Origin of the sequence: Kitasatospora sp. NPDC057512 (assembly GCF_042802135.1) — a bacterium.
Lineage (GTDB): Bacteria > Actinomycetota > Actinomycetes > Streptomycetales > Streptomycetaceae > Kitasatospora.
In genome coordinates, this window is sequence record NZ_JBHVET010000100.1 from 1 (window position 1) to 16,271 (window position 16,271).

At 74.7% G+C, this 16,271-nt stretch carries 14 protein-coding genes; 7 read left to right on the plus strand and 7 right to left on the minus strand.

Annotated elements, in window-relative coordinates:
- The first annotated feature begins 350 nt into the window (after positions 1-350).
- The 4 genes from nhaA (at position 351) to ACFU6K_RS09900 (ending at position 4,289) form a co-directional block, all read left to right on the plus strand.
- Positions 351-1,757 (plus strand): Na+/H+ antiporter NhaA, encoded by a 1,407-nt coding sequence (gene nhaA, locus ACFU6K_RS09885; RefSeq protein WP_380662010.1) that lies wholly within the window; start codon positions 351-353, stop codon positions 1,755-1,757.
- Between the two features lie 363 nt (positions 1,758-2,120).
- Complete coding sequence (locus tag ACFU6K_RS09890) at positions 2,121-2,597, plus strand: phage holin family protein (protein ID WP_049652144.1); 477 nt, start codon at positions 2,121-2,123, stop codon at positions 2,595-2,597.
- A gap of 201 nt (positions 2,598-2,798) precedes the next feature.
- The gene (locus ACFU6K_RS09895) at positions 2,799-3,881 is read left to right on the plus strand and encodes an alpha/beta fold hydrolase (RefSeq protein WP_380662012.1); all 1,083 of its coding nucleotides are present in this window, start codon (positions 2,799-2,801) and stop codon (positions 3,879-3,881) included.
- A 198-nt stretch (positions 3,882-4,079) separates the two neighbouring features.
- A complete protein-coding gene (locus ACFU6K_RS09900) occupies positions 4,080-4,289 on the plus strand; it encodes a hypothetical protein (RefSeq protein WP_159028462.1) in 210 nt (69 codons plus the stop codon).
- 47 nt (positions 4,290-4,336) lie between these two features.
- Here ACFU6K_RS09900 and ACFU6K_RS09905 read toward each other — a convergent pair whose 3' ends face one another.
- From ACFU6K_RS09905 to nth, 4 genes are all read right to left on the minus strand, one after another.
- Positions 4,337-5,038: a metal-dependent hydrolase gene (locus tag ACFU6K_RS09905; RefSeq protein WP_049652147.1), complete on the minus strand. Its 702-nt coding sequence runs from the start codon at positions 5,036-5,038 to the stop codon at positions 4,337-4,339.
- A 171-nt stretch (positions 5,039-5,209) separates the two neighbouring features.
- Positions 5,210-6,397, minus strand: a complete 1,188-nt coding sequence (locus ACFU6K_RS09910) for a MarP family serine protease (protein WP_380662014.1) — start codon at positions 6,395-6,397, stop codon at positions 5,210-5,212.
- A 46-nt stretch (positions 6,398-6,443) separates the two neighbouring features.
- A complete protein-coding gene (locus ACFU6K_RS09915; protein ID WP_380662015.1) occupies positions 6,444-7,217 on the minus strand; it encodes an NUDIX hydrolase in 774 nt (257 codons plus the stop codon).
- The gene (nth, locus tag ACFU6K_RS09920; protein WP_380662017.1) at positions 7,214-8,092 is read right to left on the minus strand and encodes an endonuclease III; all 879 of its coding nucleotides are present in this window, start codon (positions 8,090-8,092) and stop codon (positions 7,214-7,216) included. Before nth ends, ACFU6K_RS09915 begins: the two co-directional genes overlap by 4 nt.
- Before the next feature lie 123 nt (positions 8,093-8,215).
- Between nth and ACFU6K_RS09925 the strand changes: the two genes are divergently transcribed.
- Together ACFU6K_RS09925 and ACFU6K_RS09930 are read left to right on the plus strand one after the other, a co-directional pair.
- Positions 8,216-8,848 (plus strand): DNA-binding response regulator, encoded by a 633-nt coding sequence (locus tag ACFU6K_RS09925; protein WP_380662019.1) that lies wholly within the window; start codon positions 8,216-8,218, stop codon positions 8,846-8,848.
- A gap of 210 nt (positions 8,849-9,058) precedes the next feature.
- Positions 9,059-11,599 carry an FtsX-like permease family protein gene (locus ACFU6K_RS09930; RefSeq protein WP_380662020.1) on the plus strand — a complete coding sequence of 847 codons (2,541 nt, stop codon included), beginning with the start codon at positions 9,059-9,061 and terminating at the stop codon, positions 11,597-11,599.
- Between the two features lie 45 nt (positions 11,600-11,644).
- Here ACFU6K_RS09930 and ACFU6K_RS09935 read toward each other — a convergent pair whose 3' ends face one another.
- The 3 genes from ACFU6K_RS09935 to ACFU6K_RS09945 form a co-directional block, all read right to left on the minus strand.
- Positions 11,645-12,880, minus strand: a complete 1,236-nt coding sequence (locus ACFU6K_RS09935; RefSeq protein ID WP_380662021.1) for a sensor histidine kinase — start codon at positions 12,878-12,880, stop codon at positions 11,645-11,647.
- A 157-nt stretch (positions 12,881-13,037) separates the two neighbouring features.
- Positions 13,038-13,538 carry a MarR family winged helix-turn-helix transcriptional regulator gene (locus tag ACFU6K_RS09940; protein WP_380662022.1) on the minus strand — a complete coding sequence of 167 codons (501 nt, stop codon included), beginning with the start codon at positions 13,536-13,538 and terminating at the stop codon, positions 13,038-13,040.
- A gap of 51 nt (positions 13,539-13,589) precedes the next feature.
- The gene (locus tag ACFU6K_RS09945; RefSeq protein ID WP_380662023.1) at positions 13,590-15,248 is read right to left on the minus strand and encodes an FUSC family protein; all 1,659 of its coding nucleotides are present in this window, start codon (positions 15,246-15,248) and stop codon (positions 13,590-13,592) included.
- A 310-nt stretch (positions 15,249-15,558) separates the two neighbouring features.
- Here ACFU6K_RS09945 and ACFU6K_RS09950 point away from each other — a divergent pair, with 310 nt between their 5' ends.
- Positions 15,559-16,233 carry a Crp/Fnr family transcriptional regulator gene (locus ACFU6K_RS09950; RefSeq protein ID WP_030288117.1) on the plus strand — a complete coding sequence of 225 codons (675 nt, stop codon included), beginning with the start codon at positions 15,559-15,561 and terminating at the stop codon, positions 16,231-16,233.
- Positions 16,234-16,271: the final 38 nt, after the last annotated feature.

The following is a 16,271-nucleotide window of genomic DNA, read 5'->3' on the forward strand; positions in this document are numbered from 1 at the left end:
CCCGGACGGTGATCACCGTCCGGGGCACAGCCGTTTCGCCAGCTGTTTCGCCAGCCGTCTCGTCAGTCGTTCCGTCAACCGCTCCGTCAGCTGCCTCATCCGCACCCGTTCGGATACAGAGCGGCCGTTCGGGTGCCGGGCCACTGCTCCTCCGGAGTGCAGAACCGGCCCGTAGGGCTTAAGTCCTTGGATAGGACAATCCGGATGTCACCCAAACGTCCCGCTAGACTATTAAGGACGCATCAAGATCCCTGACAGGAGTCGCGGGCGTCACAGGGCGCGCCGGGAAGTCTGGTCGGCAACTGCACCACCCGTGCATCCGTTGCCGCTCCCAGCCCCAGGAGGTCCCCGTGACCGACCAGCCGCCCGTCCACGAGCCGACGAACCGCCGCCGGCAGTTCCTCGGCCGGCTGTCACTGCCCGAGCGCACCTTCATCACCGACGCCCTGCGCACCGAGACGGTCGGCGGCATGCTGCTGCTGGGCGCCGCCGTCATCGCGCTGATCTGGGCCAACGTCTGGCCGCAGGCCTACCAGAGCGTGCTCGACTACACCGTCGGCCCCTCCGCCCCGCTCCACCTCGACCTCTCCCTGGCCACCTGGGCCAAGGACGGCCTGCTGACGATCTTCTTCTTCGTCGCCGGGATCGAACTCAAGCGCGAGTTCGTCGCGGGTGAGCTGCGCACGCCCAGTGCCGCGCTGCTGCCCGTGGTCGCCGCCGTCTGCGGGGTGGCGCTGCCCGCGATCCTCTTCGCCCTGGTGAACTCCGGCAACGGCGGGCACCCCGGCGGCTGGGCGATCCCGACCGCCACCGACATCGCCTTCGCGCTCGGTGTGCTGGCCGTGGTCGGCAGCCACCTGCCGTCCGCGCTGCGCGCCTTCCTGCTCACCCTGGCGGTCGTCGACGACCTGATCGCGATCCTGATCATCGCGATCTTCTACAGCCACGGCATCAAGTTCTGGGCGCTCGGCCTCGCCTTCGCCGGGCTGGTGCTGTTCTGGTTCCTGCACCGGCGCGGCGTCCACGGCTGGTACCTCTTCGTGCCGCTGGCCGTCGTGACCTGGGCGCTGATGCACGAGAGCGGCATCCACGCCACGGTGGCGGGCGTCGCGATGGGCCTGATGCTCCGCTGCCACCGGGAGGGCGACGAGCAGCACTCCCCCGGCGAGCACATCGAGCACCTGGTCCGCCCGCTCTCGGCCGGCCTGGCCGTCCCGGTGTTCGCACTGTTCTCGGCCGGGGTGGCCGTCTCCGGTCCGAAGCTGCGCGAGGTGTTCACCCAGGCCGCACCGCTCGGCATCGTGATCGGCCTGCTGGTCGGCAAGTCGGTGGGCGTGCTGGGCGGCGCCTGGCTGACCGCCCGGTTCACCAGGGCCGAGCTGAACCCAAGGCTCAAGTGGGCCGACATGGTCGCGGTCTCGGTGCTCGCGGGCATAGGTTTCACCGTCTCACTGCTGATCAGTGAGCTGGCCTTCCCGGACGACCCGGCGCTCGCCGCCCGGGCCAAGACGGCGGTGCTGGTCGGCTCGGTGCTCGCCGCGACGGTCGCCACGGTCCTGTTGAAGCTGCGCAACCGGCACTACCGCGAGCTGTGCGAGGAGGAGGACCGGGACCTGGACGGGGACGGCGTCCCGGACGTCTACCAGGAGGACGACCCGGCCTGGCGGGCGCGGGTCGGCGAGGCGGCCCGCCCGACGACCGACGAGGGGCAGGACCCCGCCCCCGGCACCCGGGACCGGCCCGGACAGCCCGGCTGAGGCTCCGGGGAGAGCCCCCGGAGCGCCCTCGGAGAACCCTCCGGAAAACCGCTCCGGGAGCCGCCCCGAGGGGTACGGCATGAACGCTCGGACCGCCCCGTCGGCGGTACCCGGACCGCCCCGACGGCGGCACCCGGACCACCCCGACGGCGACGCCCGGAGCACCCCTACGAAGGCGCCCGGACCGCCCCGGCCGCCGGGACACGTCCCTCCGGCGGGGCCCCGGAGTGGTGTCCGACTGACCGGTAGGGGCATGATTCTGAGCTGTCGACAACCCACAGACGCCTCCGGACCCCCCACCGGCCCCCGGAACCGCACACCCGCGGCGGCGTCACGCCGTACAGCCGCAGAGGAGAACCGCTGATGCCCGCAGGAGCCGCAGACCCGTCCAGCAACGGCCGGGCGCCCTACGAGGGCGAGCGTTCGGTGGGGCAGCTGTTCGCGGCGGCCACCGCCGACCTGTCCGCGCTGGTCCACGACGAGATCGCGCTCGCCAAGTCCGAGATCCGGGCGGACGTCAAGCGCGGCGTCTCGGGCGGCGTCTCGCTGATCGTCGCCGGCGTGGTGGCGCTGTTCTCCATCCCGATGCTGAGCGCCGCGGCGGCCTTCGGCATCCACGCCCTGGGCCTGTCGCTGGGCTGGTCCTTCCTGATCGTGGCGGGCGCCTACCTGCTGCTCGCGGTGCTGCTCGGGATGCTGGCCTGGCGCTCGTTCAAGAAGATCGAGAAGCCGGTGCGCACCATCGAGGGCGCCCAGAAGACCGCCGACGTGCTGAAGAACGCCCGGCCGCGCCCGGCCACCCAGGAGGAGATCGACCGGGCCTTCGGCCGCATCCCGTAACCGGCGTCCCGTCACCGGCCCGGCGCCGACAGGGCGACGGCAGGGCGGCAGGCGGCAGGGCAACAGGGCGGCAGCAGGACGACGCCAGGCCAGCAGCAGGGCAACGGCAGGAGGCGGACGGCGCCGCGTCGACGGGCGCCGGACCGGCCGACAACGAGTGCCGGGCACGTGTCAGGCGCGCGAATGTGACACGCTCTCGGTATGCCGCTTGACCAGACGCCCGTGCCCGCGCAGCCGTCCGCCGACTCCGGCCCCGACTCCGGCCCCGACTCCGGCGCCGGGCTCACTACCGAAGGCCCTGGAGGCCCCGGCGCCGCCTCCGAGGACACCGGTCCCGAGGACAACAGCCCGCTCTCTTTCGGTACCTCGGCAGAGGGCGGCGAGGCCTGGAGCATCCGGCAGCCCGGCCCGTGGACGCACCGCGACCTCGCGGCCAACGGCGCCCGCTTCCACATCGCCGAGCTGGGCTCCGGCCCGCTGGTGCTGCTGGTGCACGGCTGGCCCGAGTACTGGTGGGCCTGGCGCCACCAGCTGACCGCGCTCGCCGAGGCCGGCTACCGGGCGGTGGCGCTCGACCTGCGCGGCATCGGCGGCAGCGACCGCACCCCGCGCGGGTACGACCCGGGCAACCTCGCCCTGGACATCACCGGGGTGATCCGCTCCCTCGGCGAGCGCCGGGCGCACCTGGTCGGGCACGCCTCCGGCGGCACCCTGGCCTGGGTGGCGGCGGTGATGCGGCCGTCCGTCATCCAGAGCCTCACCGTGGTCTCCGCCGCGCACCCGCGGGACCTGCGCCGGGCGCTGCTGACCGACCGCCGGCAGTTCGCCGCCTTCGACCACGTGCTGGGCTTCCAGCGGCCGTGGATACCGGAGCGCCGCCTGGTGGCCGACGACGCCGAGCTGGTCGGCCGCTACCTGACCTCCTGGACCGGTCCGAACGGCCTGGACGAGGCCGCGCTGCACGCGTACCGGCAGGCGATCCAGATCCCCAGCACGGCCCACTGCTCGATCGAGCCGTACCGCTGGCTGCTGCGCTCGATGGCCCGGCCGGACGGCATCCAGTTCGCCCGGCGGATGAAGAAGCCGATCACCGCGCCGACCCTGCACGTCCAGGGCGCCGCGGACCCGGTGCTGCTGTCGCACACCGCGCTCGGCGGCGGCGAGTACGTCGCGGCGCCGTACCGCTGGCGGCTGCTGCCGGGGGTCGGGCACTTCCCGCACGAGGAGGCGCCGGAGGAGTTCACCGCCGAGCTGCTGGACTGGATCGGCCGCCACAAGGAATGACCCCGTGCGTCGACGGACGCGGCCGTACGGACCGGGGGCCCGGCCGCACCGGGGCGGGGACGCGGCCGTACGTGGGGTCCACGGGAAGGGCTCCCGGCTCCAACTCCCCTATCTTTACGCTCATATGACAACCGCATAGGCCAATTTCGGCGAGGCCCGGGCGGTTACCTCCACCGGCCCAGGGGCATCCCTTCCGGTATGAGTTGGATGCCCGAAAGCGGCGGCGCCCCGCGCGGCCGACGTCACAACAGCCCCCAGCGCTCCGCCCACCGGCCCGACCGGGCGGACGACCTCGGTTTCGACGGCCCCGACGGCCGTCAGCGCACGGAGCGGCGGCAGCTCGGCATCCCCCGCATCCTCGGCCGACGCGCCCGCTGGGTGGGCGCACGACTGCGGCGCGAGACCTGAGGCCTCGCGCCGCGTCCACCTCACGGTCGTCTCAGTTGACGGTCGTCTCAGTTGACGATCGTCGGCGACAGCGCGGTGAACCAGAGCAGGACGAAGGTCGCCACCGACATGATCGGCACCAGCACCTTGGTCTCGACGCTGTTGCCGCTGCGCTTGATCAGCACGACCTCGTAGCGCTCCTTGTGCGGCCAGAGCAGCGGCGCGCCCTTCTTGGTCAGGCAGTCGCCGAGCAGGTGCGCCAGCGTGCCCAGGGCCACCGCGTACGGCAGCCAGCCGGGCGAGTTGGGCATCCAGGTGTTCATCCCGAAGGTGCCGAGCGCGGCCAGGCCGATGACGGTGATCCACGCCTCCGGACCGTCGCCCGGCGGGCAGAGCCGCAGTGCCCGGATCGCGAGCGCCAGCAGGAAGAAGGTCAGCCCGAGGGTGAAGTAGCGGCCCAGGTAGGTGACCCCGGCCCAAGTGCCGGCGCCCATCAGCGCGACGAACAGCAGCGAGTGGGTGGCGTGCCGGTGGCCGCCGGAGATCCAGGCCACGAAGCGGCAGAGCATCTTGGAGACCGGACCGAGGAAGTTGGCGATCGAGCCGTCGTGGTGGTCGAGGTCCGGCAGCAGGGCCGCGCCCGCGCACAGCACCGTGCCCATCAGTATGTCCGCGGGCTGCAGGGTGGTGTGCAGCAGCAGCGGGGGCAGGAAGGGGGCCGAGGCCGCGTACAGCATCGCCCCGCTCACCGCGTGCGAGTGACCCATCATCGGACTGCCACGACCTCCTGTCGGACCCACCCCGGGACGGCGCCCGGTTGAGCCGAACGGGTGAGCGCGGCCGAGGCTACCAGGGCCGTCTGACGGAGCGACGGATATCGGCCGCCCCGGCCCGGCGCGGCTGCCCCGGGTCTCCGCGCACCACGGTCGGCCCGCCCCCGGTCAGAGCGCGCAGCCCTGGGTGTCCACCCGGGCGGTCGCGGTGCCGCCCTGCACGGCGTCCTCGCGCACCTCGGCCGCGGTCAGCACGTAGCCGGTGTCCGCGCTGTCCAGGGACTTGGCGAAGACCACGCCGTACACCTCGCCGTCCGGGGTGAGCAGCGGTCCGCCGCTGTTGCCCTGCCGGACCAGCGAACGCACCGAGTAGACGTCGCGGACCACCTGGCCGCGGTGGTAGATGTCCGGGCCGTTGGCCTGGATCCGGCCGCGGATGCGGGCCGGCTGGACGTTGAAGGCGCCGTTCTCCGGGAAGCCGGCCACGATCGCGCTGTCGTTGGTCCTGGCCTCGCCCGCGAAGGCCAGCGGGGGCGCGTTCAGCTTGGGCACGTCCAGGACGGCGATGTCGCGCTGCCAGTCGTAGCGGACCACCGTCGCGTCGTACAGCTGGCCGACGCCGCCGATCTGCACGGTCGGCTCGTTGACCCCGCCGACCACGTGGGCGTTGGTCATCACCCGGTGCGGGGCGAAGACGAAGCCGCTGCCCTCCAGGGTCTTGCCGCAGGAGGTCGCCGTGCCGACCACCTTGACCAGGCTCTGCCGGGCCCGCGCCACCGCCGGGCTGCCGGCCAGCGCGGGGTCGGGACTGTCGACCTGGGTGATCGGCTCGTGCTCGAAGGGGTTGAAGACCTGCGGGAAGCCGTTGCGGGCGAGCACCTTGGAGAAGTCCGAGAACCAGTTCGGCGCGTCGTCGGGCAGCGCGTTCTGCACCCCGCCGAGGACCGCCGAGGACCGGACCTGCTTGGAGACCGTCGGGAGCGACGCCCCGGCCAGCGCCGAACCGATCAGCCAGGCCACCAGCAGCATCGAGACGACGTTCACCACCGCGCCGCCGCTCGCGTCCAGCACCCGGGCCGGGCGGCGGCCGATGTGCCCGCGCAGCTTCCAGCCGAAGTGCGCGGTGACCGCCTGGCCGATCGCGGCGAGGACGATCACCACTACGACGGCCACCACCGAGGCCGTCGTGCCGGGGCCGATGTGGTCGAGCAGCAGCAGCGGCAGCAGCTCGACGGCGAGCAGGCCGCCGCCGAGGAAGCCGACCAGTGAGAGCACGCCGACCACGAAGCCCTGCCGGTAGCCCGACACGGCGAATGCCACGGCCGCGGCGATCAGCAGCACATCCAGGACGTTCACTCGGACACCCTCCCACGGCCCGCGCGCCGGACGCGCCGGCGGCCCGTCACGAAGCGTCGGCGTCGCCGCCCGGCAGCACCCGGGAGTGTTCGAGGTCGCCCTGGACCAGGGCCAGCGCCTCGTCCGACAGGTCGACGATCCGGGACGGGTCCCAGGGCAGCTCCAGGCCGCTGTGGTGCAGCACCCGGTCGATCACCCCGGCGGTGAAGCCCCAGACCAGCCGCCCGGCGACCGCGAAGGCCGGCCCGACGTGTCCGGACGGGTGGCGCAGCCGCACCCGGTTCGCCGGGTCCGCCAGCTCCGCGACGGTGACCCGGAACACCGCGCCGGTCTCGGCCGCGTCCACCGGGCGCACCGGCGACTCCTCGCGCCACCAGCCGAGCACCGGGGTCACCACGAAGCTGCTCACCGGGATGTACAGCCGGGGCAGCTCCGCGAACACCTGCACTCCGGCCGGGTCCAGGCCGGTCTCCTCCCAGGCCTCGCGCAGCGCCGCCGCGATCGGGCCCGGGCCGTTCGGATCGCCGTCCTCCGGGTCCAGCGCGCCGCCCGGGAAGGACGGCTGCCCGGCGTGCGAGCGCAGCGAGCGGGCCCGCTCGATCAGCAGCAGGTCCGGCCCCTGCGGGCCCTCGCCGAACAGCATCAGCACGGCCGCCGGACGGCCGCCCTCGGCCGGTGGCAGGAAGCGGCTCAGCTGCTCCGGCATCACCCGCTCGGCCGCCTCCCGGACCGGCTCCAGCCAGGCCGGCAGCCCGTCCAGCTCGATGCCCCGCGCGACTCCCCCGGCCTCCGGCCCGGGGTGCCCGCACCGCCCGCTCACGCGTCCACCGCCAGGTCCGCGACCTGTCCGTGGTGGACGGCGGCGTCCGCACGGGCCGCCGCCTCCCCGGGGAAGTCGGCCGGCGGCCGCAGCCGCTGCCCGGGCTGGCCGCCCATCTCGTACTTCAACAGCTTGCGTGCCTTCTCCGGGTCGGTCTCCCCCTCGCCGTACGAGGGGCAGAGCGGCGCGATCGGGCAGGCGCCGCAGGCGGGCTTCTGGGAGTGGCAGATCCGGCGGCCGTGGAAGACCACCCGGTGCGAGAGCATCGTCCACTCCGACTTCGGGAAGATCTCGGCGACGGCCGCCTCGACCTTCACCGGGTCGTCCTCGGTGGTCCAGCCGAACCGGCGGGCCAGCCGCCCGAAGTGGGTGTCCACGGTGATGCCGGGGACCCCGAAGGCGTTGCCGAGGACGACGTTGGCGGTCTTGCGGCCGACGCCGGGCAGGGTCACCAGGTCGGCCAACCGACCGGGGACCTCCCCGCCGAACTCGTCGCGCAGCGCTATCGACAGGCCGATGAGCGACTTCGCCTTGTTCCGGAAGAAACCGGTCGGGCGGATGACCTCCTCCAGCTCCTCCGGGTTCGCCGCCGCCATGTCCTCCGGCGTCGGGTACTTCGCGAACAGCGCCGGGGTGGTCTGGTTCACCCGCAGGTCGGTGGTCTGCGCCGACAGCACGGTGGCCACCAGCAGTTGGAAGGGGTTCTCGAAGTCCAGCTCCGGGTGCGCGTACGGGTACAGCTCCGCCAGCTCGCGGTTGATCCGCCGGGCCCGCCGCACCATCGCCAGGTGCGATTCCGGCTTCCTCGGCTTCACCGCCGCCGTCTTCGCCACCGGCTTCTTCGCCACGGCCTTCCGGACCTTGCTCTCTGCCATGCACGAAGGCTACGCCGACCGGAGGACCGCTCGGGGCCGATCAAGCACGGAAACCGGCCCTGGCAAGGCCTGTTGTCTAATGAACTCCGCCCGTGGCCGTCACCTGACAGGGGGAGAGTGCGGATGATCAGGGTCCTGCTGGCAGAGGACATGAGCATGGTGCGCGGTGCGCTGATGGCCCTCCTCGCGTACGAGGAGGACCTGGAGGTCGTCGCCGACGTGGAGCGCGGGGACCTGGTGGTGCCGACCGCCCTGGAGGTGCGCCCGGACGTCGCGGTGCTCGACATCGACCTGCCCGGACTGGACGGGCTGCGGGCGGCCGCCGAACTGCACGAGAAGCTCCCCGGCTGCCGGACACTGATCCTCACCGGACTGGTGCGACCCGCCCACCTGCGCGCCGCGCTCTCCGCCCGTGCGCTCGGCTTCCTCGGGAAGGACGCCCCGGCCCGGGAGCTGGCCGCGGCGATCCGGAAGGTGGCCGCCGGTGAGCGCGTCGTCGACCCGGAGCTGGCGCTGGCCGCCCTGGACACCCGGAAGAACCCGCTGACGCCCCGGGAGTCGGAGGTGCTGCGGCTCGCGGCGCGGGGGGACTCCGTCAGCGGGATCGCCGCCCGGCTGTTCGTCTCGACGGGCACCGCGCGCAACCACCTGGCCGCCGCGGTGGCCAAGACCGGCGGGCGCGGCCGGGTCGACGCGATCCGGATCGCCGAGGAGATGGGCTGGCTGCCGACGGTGGGTCCGGATCGCTCCCGGTGACCCGTCAACCCGGAGGTGTCGGGGCACCGGATCACCGGATCCACGGCTTGACGGCTTGACGGACCGTGCGTTTCCCATGGATCCGGCCGCGGACGGCCCACGGCGCGGCTCACCGAGGCCTTCCTTCGTCCACGTAGGGAATTCCGGCCGAAGCACCCGGAGCTAGGCTCGCGATGTCGTCGAGGGCGTACCAGCGGGGGGCTGAGCCACGTGTGGAAGCTGGCCTGGCGGACGGTACGGGCCCGGAAGGCGGGCTTCGTCGGCGCCTTCACCGCGCTCCTCTGCGCCCTGGTCCTGACCACCGCCTGCGGGGTCCTGCTGGAGTCCGGCCTGCGCGCGGGCACGCCCACCGAACGGTACGCCGCGGCCCCCGTCGTGATCGGCGACGGCCATCGCATCCCGGACGCCGGACCGCTGACCGGCGCACTCGCCGAACTGCCCGGTGTCTCCGCCGCCCTCCCCGAGGTCTCCTTCCCGGCGGCCGTGGCCACCGCCGACGGGCAGGTCCTGTCCGGACCGCGGGGCGGCCCCTCGCTCGGGCACTCCTGGACGAGCGCCGCCCTCGCCCCGTTCCGGCTGGCCTCCGGCCGCGCCCCGGCCGGGCCGGACGAGGTGGTACTCGACACCGCGACGGCCGCCCGCGCCGGGGTCGCGCCCGGCGGCACCGTACGGCTGGCCACCACCGGGGCGCCGCGCGACTACACCGTGTCCGGACTGGCCGCGCCGCCACGGGAGTTGTCCCGCCAGAGCGCGCTCTTCTTCAGTCCCGGGCAGGCCGCCCGGCTCGCCGGGACGACGACCGGCGCGGACGCGATCGGGCTCACCGTCACGGAGGGGGCCGACCCGCGGGCGCTGGCCGAGCAGGCGCGGCGGGCGCTCGCCGAGGCACGGGCCCGCGACGGCGAGCCGGACTGGTCCGGGCCCCGGGTGCACACCGGCGACGAGCGCGGCGAGCTGGAGCTCACCGGCACGTCCGGGCCCGGGGACGGCCTCTCCTCGCTCGCCGGGACGATGGGCGTCCTGTCGCTGCTCGTCTCGACCTTCGTGGTGGCCGGGGCGCTCGCGCTCTCCGTCCAGCAGCGGCTGCGCGAGATGGCCCTGCTGCGGGCGGTCGGCGCCACCACCGGGCAGGTGCGGCGGATGATCGCGCTGGAGACGCTGGTGCTGACCCTCGCGGCCGCGGTCGTCGGCCTCCCGGTCGGGACCGGCCTCGCCGCGCTGCTGCGGGACGTACTGGTCGACCGCGGGGTGATCGGCCCGGACGTGCCGCTGCACGTCGGGCCGACCGCCCCGCTGGTCGTCCTCGGCGGCACCGTCGTCACCGCCCAGCTGGCCGTCCGGGCCGCCGCGCGCCGGGCCTCCCGGGTCGAACCCACCCGGGCGCTGCGCGACGCCTCGGCGCCGCCGCCGCGGATCGGCCGGATCCGTGCCTGCCTCGGGCTGGCGACGCTCGCCGTCTGCGGCGTGGTGCTGGCCCACTCGACGGGCGGCCGCGACGGGGCCGGTACGGCCGAGGGCATGGTGGTGCCGCTGCTGCTCGGGGTGGCCCTGCTCGGGCCGGTGATCGGCCGGGTCGCCAGTGTGGTGATCGGCGGGCCGGTGGGCCTGCTCTTCCCGGTCGCCGGGTTCCTCGCCTCCGCCTCCCTGCGGGCCCAGCCCCGCCGCTTCGCGGCCGCCGTCACCCCGCTGGTGCTGGCGGTGGCCTTCAACGGCAGCATGCTGTTCGTCCCGGTCGTCAAGGCACAGGCCGGCGCGGCCGAGGAGGGCCGACGGCTGCTGGCCGACCACGTGGCCCAGGCAAGGGGAATCGGACTGCCGACGGAATTCACCGAAGCCGTCCGCGGGTTGCCCGGTGTCGGGGCGGCCGGCGGCCTGGTCCCCGGCTTCGTCATGGTGTCCTCGGGCTCCGCGGCGGACGTCGGCGCCTCCTACGGGGCGGACGCCCGGATCGTGGACCCGCAGGGGCTGGAACAGCTGGTCGACCCCGGGGTGACGGCCGGCTCGCTGGACCGGCTGCGCGGCGAGAGCATCGCCCTGGGGCAGCGGACGGCCTCCCGCCTCAAGGCCGGCGTCGGCGCCCCGGTCCGGATCCGCTGGGAGGACGGCAGCGACAGCACCGCCACGGTGGCGGCCGTCTACGAGCGCGAGGACCACTTCGCCGACGCGTTGCTGCCCACCGGATTCGCCGCCGCCCACCTGCCGGACCTGCTCGCCCCGACCGTGCTGGTCCGCACGGCCCCCGGTGCCGACCCTGGGCAGGTGACCCGGGAACTCCAGGGGCTCACCTCGGCCTACCCGATGGCCCGGATCAGCGACCGGGCCGACTACGACGCGGCACGCCGGCATCAGCAGGAGGCGGCCACCGCGGTGGCCCGGCTGCTGCTCGGCGTCATCAGCCTGTTCACCGCCATCTCCGTCGTCAACACCATGGTGATGGCCACGTCCGAGCGGCTGCGCGAGTTCGCGCTGCTGCGGCTGGTGGGGACCACGCGCCGCCAGGTGCTGCGGATGATGGCCTGGGAGGGCGGGATCACGGTCGCCGTGGCGCTCGTCCTCGGCACGGCGGTCACCGCCGCCGTCCTGGTCCCGGTCAGCCTGGCGCTCGGCGGACCGTCCTGGCCCGTGCCGCCCGGGAGTTGGGCGGCCGCGGTGCTGGGCGGGACGGCGCTGCTGGGGGCGGGCACCGTCCTGCTGACCACCTGGCTGGCGCTGCGGCGGGAACCGGCCGAGGCGATGGGGATGCGCGAGTAGCCGGGCCGCGCGGACCGGCCCGTCGTACGGGGGCAGGCGGACCGGTCAGGCGGCGCGGGCGGTCGACCCGGCGGGCGCGGCCTCGACGACGGCCGCGAGGTGGAACCAGCCCGCTCCGTCCCGCTCGGAGGTCAGCCGGCCGCCGACCGACCGCAGCCGCTCGGTGAGGTTCCCGATGCCGCGCCCGCCTCCCGGTACCCGCGGCGCGCCGCCCGGTTCGTCCGGGGGCTCGCCCAACTCTCTTGGTACGTCGCCGGGTTCGTCCGGAACACCGTCGTTGGAGACCACCAGGCGCACCGCACCGAGGTCGTCCCGGCCGACCCGGATCCCGCAGCACCGGGCCGCGCTGTGCCGCAGCAGGTTGGTGACCGCCTCGCGCAGCACGGTGGCCAGCACCGCGTCGAGTTCGGGCCGCAGCCCCTCGCAGTCCAGTTCGGCCTCGACCTCGATCCCGGCCGCCCGCAGCGCCGCGACCGCCGAACTCGCCTCCCGCGCCAGGGACATCCGGACGTCGCCGCTGGAGAGCCGGCGGGTGTCCGCCATCGCCTGTCGCACCAGCGCCGACACCTCGGCGAGCTCCGCGCGGGCCCGCTCCGGGTCCTCCCCGGCCAGCCGCTCGACGAGCTGGCACTTCAGCGCCGCCACCGAGAGGCTGGAGCCGAGCAGGTCGTGCAGGTCGCGCGCGAAGCGCAGCCGCTCCCGGTCCACCGCGAGCTCGGCCAGCTCGGTACGGGCCGCCCGCAACTCGGCGATCAGGTCGGCGAGTCGGGCCACCCCGTACACCACGATGCCGCCCACGGCGGTGGACACCGACGCGTTGACGCACTGGCCGGTGTTCCCGCCCAGCGCCGCGCAGATCGGGTACTGGGCGGCCACCAGCGCGGCGGCCAGCGCCCAGGAGCGCGGCGCCGCGACGGTCAGCAGCACCGATCCCGCGAAGGAGCCGGGGATGCCGACCCACGTCCCGTCGAGGAGCAGGAAGGGCAGGTAGGTGAGCACCCCGTGGGCGACCAGGCTCCACGGCCACCAGCGCCGCGCCAGGCGCCACGGGCCGGCGTGCCCGAGCTGGAAGCCGAGCAGGACCAACAGGAGGGCGACGGCGGGTAGTTGGTAGGCCAGACCGTCGTGGTTGCGGACCGTGGCCACCGCCGAGGCGGCGCAGAAGCCGACGGCGATCGCGGCCACGATGCCCCGGGTGAGCCGCGCGAGGGGGTCGGCCGGGCCGCCCGGGCGCTTCGGCCGGAAACGATCGCCGCCGGTTCGGTCCGCGCTGTGGCCCAAGGGGAGCTCCCGGTAGACGACTCGACACGCCGCACGCGACGTACGGAGCCCGCTTCGTACCCGACGCGCCGCCGCACCGCGAGCATACTTTCCCACCGGGGAAGCGCCGTTGACGCTCCGTCGGAGTCCGTCGAGCCAGCAGCCAGGGCCCGCCGACTCAGCCCGGGGTGCGGCCGATCGTCCCCTCCAGGCTGTTCAGCAGGCCGCTGAGGGCCTCGGCGAGCCGGTCCTGCTCGGCGGGGGTGAGGCCGGCCAGCAGGGCGCGGTCGTAGGCGACCAGCTCCTGGATCAGCCCGTCCACCAGGGTGCGGCCCTGCTCGGTGAGCGCGAGGTGGGCGACCCGGCGGTCCCGGTCGTCGGTGCGGCGGCTGACCAGGCCGCGCTCCTCCAGCAGCCGCAGGCGCTTGGTGACGGCCGCGCCGGAGGCGAAGCTCTCCCGGGCGAGCTGGGTGGGGGTCAGCTCGCGGTCGAGGCGGAGCAGGGCGCCGAGGATGTCGAACTCGGCGCGGGTGAGGCCGGCCCGGGTGAGCGGGTCGGGGGTCTGCTGGAGCAGGGCGGCGCAGCGGTTGATCCGGCCCAGGACGGCGATCGGACCGGTGTCCAGCCCCGGGTAGGCCCGCTCCCACTGGCGCAGCACACCTGCGACGACGTCCTCCACGCGTGCTGCTCCCGTTCTGCGGCCTGCCGGTCGGCTTCGACCCTGTCGATCCTAGGGCGTGTCCGGCAGGTCCCCGCGGCCGCGGCGTTCCAGCAGGGCGGCCAGCAGGTGGTGGGCCCGCTGCTCGGTGGCGGCGGCGCGCTGGTGCGGGAGGGCGGGGCGGCGCCACTCGCCGGCGGCGGTGTCGGTGGCCTCGCGCAGTTCCAGCAGGGCGGTGGCGAGGCCGGTACGGGCGGCGCGCGCCTCCGGGGCGCTCGCCGCGGAGACGGCGGAGACGGCGGAGACGGCGGCCAGGGCCCGGTGGCCGGCGGCCTCGGCTCCGGCCAGGGCGCGGGCCAGCCGGGCGGCGGTGCGGCGGTTGGTGACCAGCAGGCAGGCCGCGAGGCCGGCGAGCGCGCCGACGCAGGTGTCCAGCCAGCGGTCGGCGACCAGCGTCCCGGCCTGCTGCGGGCCCGCGAACTCCGTCATCAGCAGCGCCATCGGGGTCACGAAGACCGTCGCCAGCCAGTAGCTGCGGGCGATCGTCGCCTCCGCGCCGAACTGGCAGAGCAGCCCGAGCCCGATCAGCGCCACCGGGCCCGAGTGGGCGACGGGCAGCGCGGCGGTGAACAGCAGCAGGCCGAGCAGGTTGCCCAGCACCCGCTGCAGCGCGCGCTGCCAGGACAGCGTGCTGTTGGCCTGGAACACCGAGGCCGCGGTGACCACCGCCCAGTACGGCCGGCCGACGCCGAGCGCCAGCGAGAGCCACCCGGCGGCGACGCAGCCGACCGCGACCCGCAGCGCGATCGGCAGCAGCGCCGAACCCGGTCGCAGTGCCCGCCGCAGCGGCGGCCGGGGGCCGGGCCGGCGGGCGGCCGCGGCCACCGTCTCGGCCGCCTCCGCCGCTTCGGCCTCGGTGAGGTCGAGCGACGGCAGCGGACGGCCGCGCCGGAGGTCGCGGGCCCAGCCGAGGTACCGCGCGGCGTCCTCGGGCCGGGCCGGGCCGACGAGCGCGGCCTCCGCGCGCACCAGCAGCCGCTCGGGCGCGTCGCCGAGGGCGCGCCGCCTGGCCGGGATGGAGAGCGCGAGGCTCTGCCGGGCCGCCTCGACCGCGCCGACCAGGGCGGTGCGGGCTGGGGCGTCCGGCCGGCCGGGCCCGGTCCGCAGCAGCCGGGCCGCGGCCTCCAGGGCGCGGGCGGTGGCGATCCGCTCGGGCCCGTACGGGCGCACCAGGGCCGGGGCCATGCAGACCAGCCAGGCCAGTGCGGCGCCGAGCGCGGTGAGCGCCAGGTGCGGCGGGACCTCACCGAGTCGCTGCGGGACGAAGGCGCAGCTGGAGGAGGTGAAGGTGATGATCAGACTGCCGGGCGGGCCGACCCGGGCGGCGTCGCAGAGCAGCTTGTGCAGGGCGGCGAGCACCGCCGCCACCGCGACCAGGACGGCGGCGTCGCGGGTCAGCGCGGCGGCGGTGAGGGCGGCGCCGGTGCTGAGCACGGTCCCGAGCAACACGCCGACCAGCATCCGGGCCCGGGCCCGGTACGGCAGGCCGTGCCCGTACAGCGCGCCCAGGCCGCCGGCCGAGGTGTAGAGGGCGAGGTCGAGCCGGCCGAGGCCGAGCAGGGTGAGGTTGAGCGCGCCGAGGGTGACCACGGCGCTGAGCGCGGGCTTGTGCCAGCCATCCCCGGCCGGACCGACCCGAAGCGCCTGGCGGAACTGGGCGGTGGTGACCATGCACAAAAGATTAACAGGTAATTTATCCGTGAAACATATGCCTGCGGGCGCCGGGCACCGGACTCCGCACGATGAGGGCGATTCCCCGTTCGAGTCGGACGGACAAGAGTTCGATCGACAACCGCCGGAGGCCTCCCGTTCCCGGGCCCGACCCGTGGTCCGCCGGTACGAATGGCCCCGCACCGCACACCCCGACACACCCCCTCCTCATATGATCGGAGCGACATGCGCCATGCTTGGTGATGCAGAACACTGAACGGAACTTGCGCCGGACGGCCCACCCGCCGTACGGCCGAGAAGGAGGAAGCACGTGGACGACGTTCTGCGGCGCGCCGCACTCTTCGCGGCACTCGACGACGAACAGGCCGGCGAGCTGCGCGCTTCCATGACCGAGGTCACCCTCGCCCGTGGGGAGTCGCTGTTCCACGAGGGCGACCCGGGCGACCGGCTGTACGTCGTGGCGGAGGGCAAGGTCAAGCTGCACCGCGCCTCCCCGGACGGCCGCGAGAACATGCTCGCCGTGCTCGGCCCCAGCGAGATGATCGGCGAGCTGTCGCTGTTCGACCCGGGCCCGCGCACCGCGACCGCCAGCGCGCTGACCGAGGTCAAGCTGCTGGGCCTCGGCCACGGCGACCTCCAGCCCTGGCTGCACGCCCGCCCCGAGGTCTCCATCGCGCTGCTGCGGGCCATCGCCCGCCGCCTGCGCCGCACCAACGACGTGATGTCCGACCTGGTCTTCTCCGACGTGCCCGGCCGCGTCGCCAAGGCCCTGCTGGACCTCTCCCGCCGGTTCGGCGTGCAGTCCGAGGAGGGCATCCACGTCGCCCACGACCTCACCCAGGAGGAGCTGGCCCAGCTGGTCGGCGCCTCCCGCGAGACGGTCAACAAGGCGCTCGCCGACTTCGCCGGCCGCGGCTGGCTGAAGCTGGAGGCCCGCGCGGTGGTCCTGCTGGACGTCGAGCGGCTGTCGCGCCGCTCGCGCTGACGCCCGCGAACGCGGAAGGGCCCGTCCGGATTCGGACC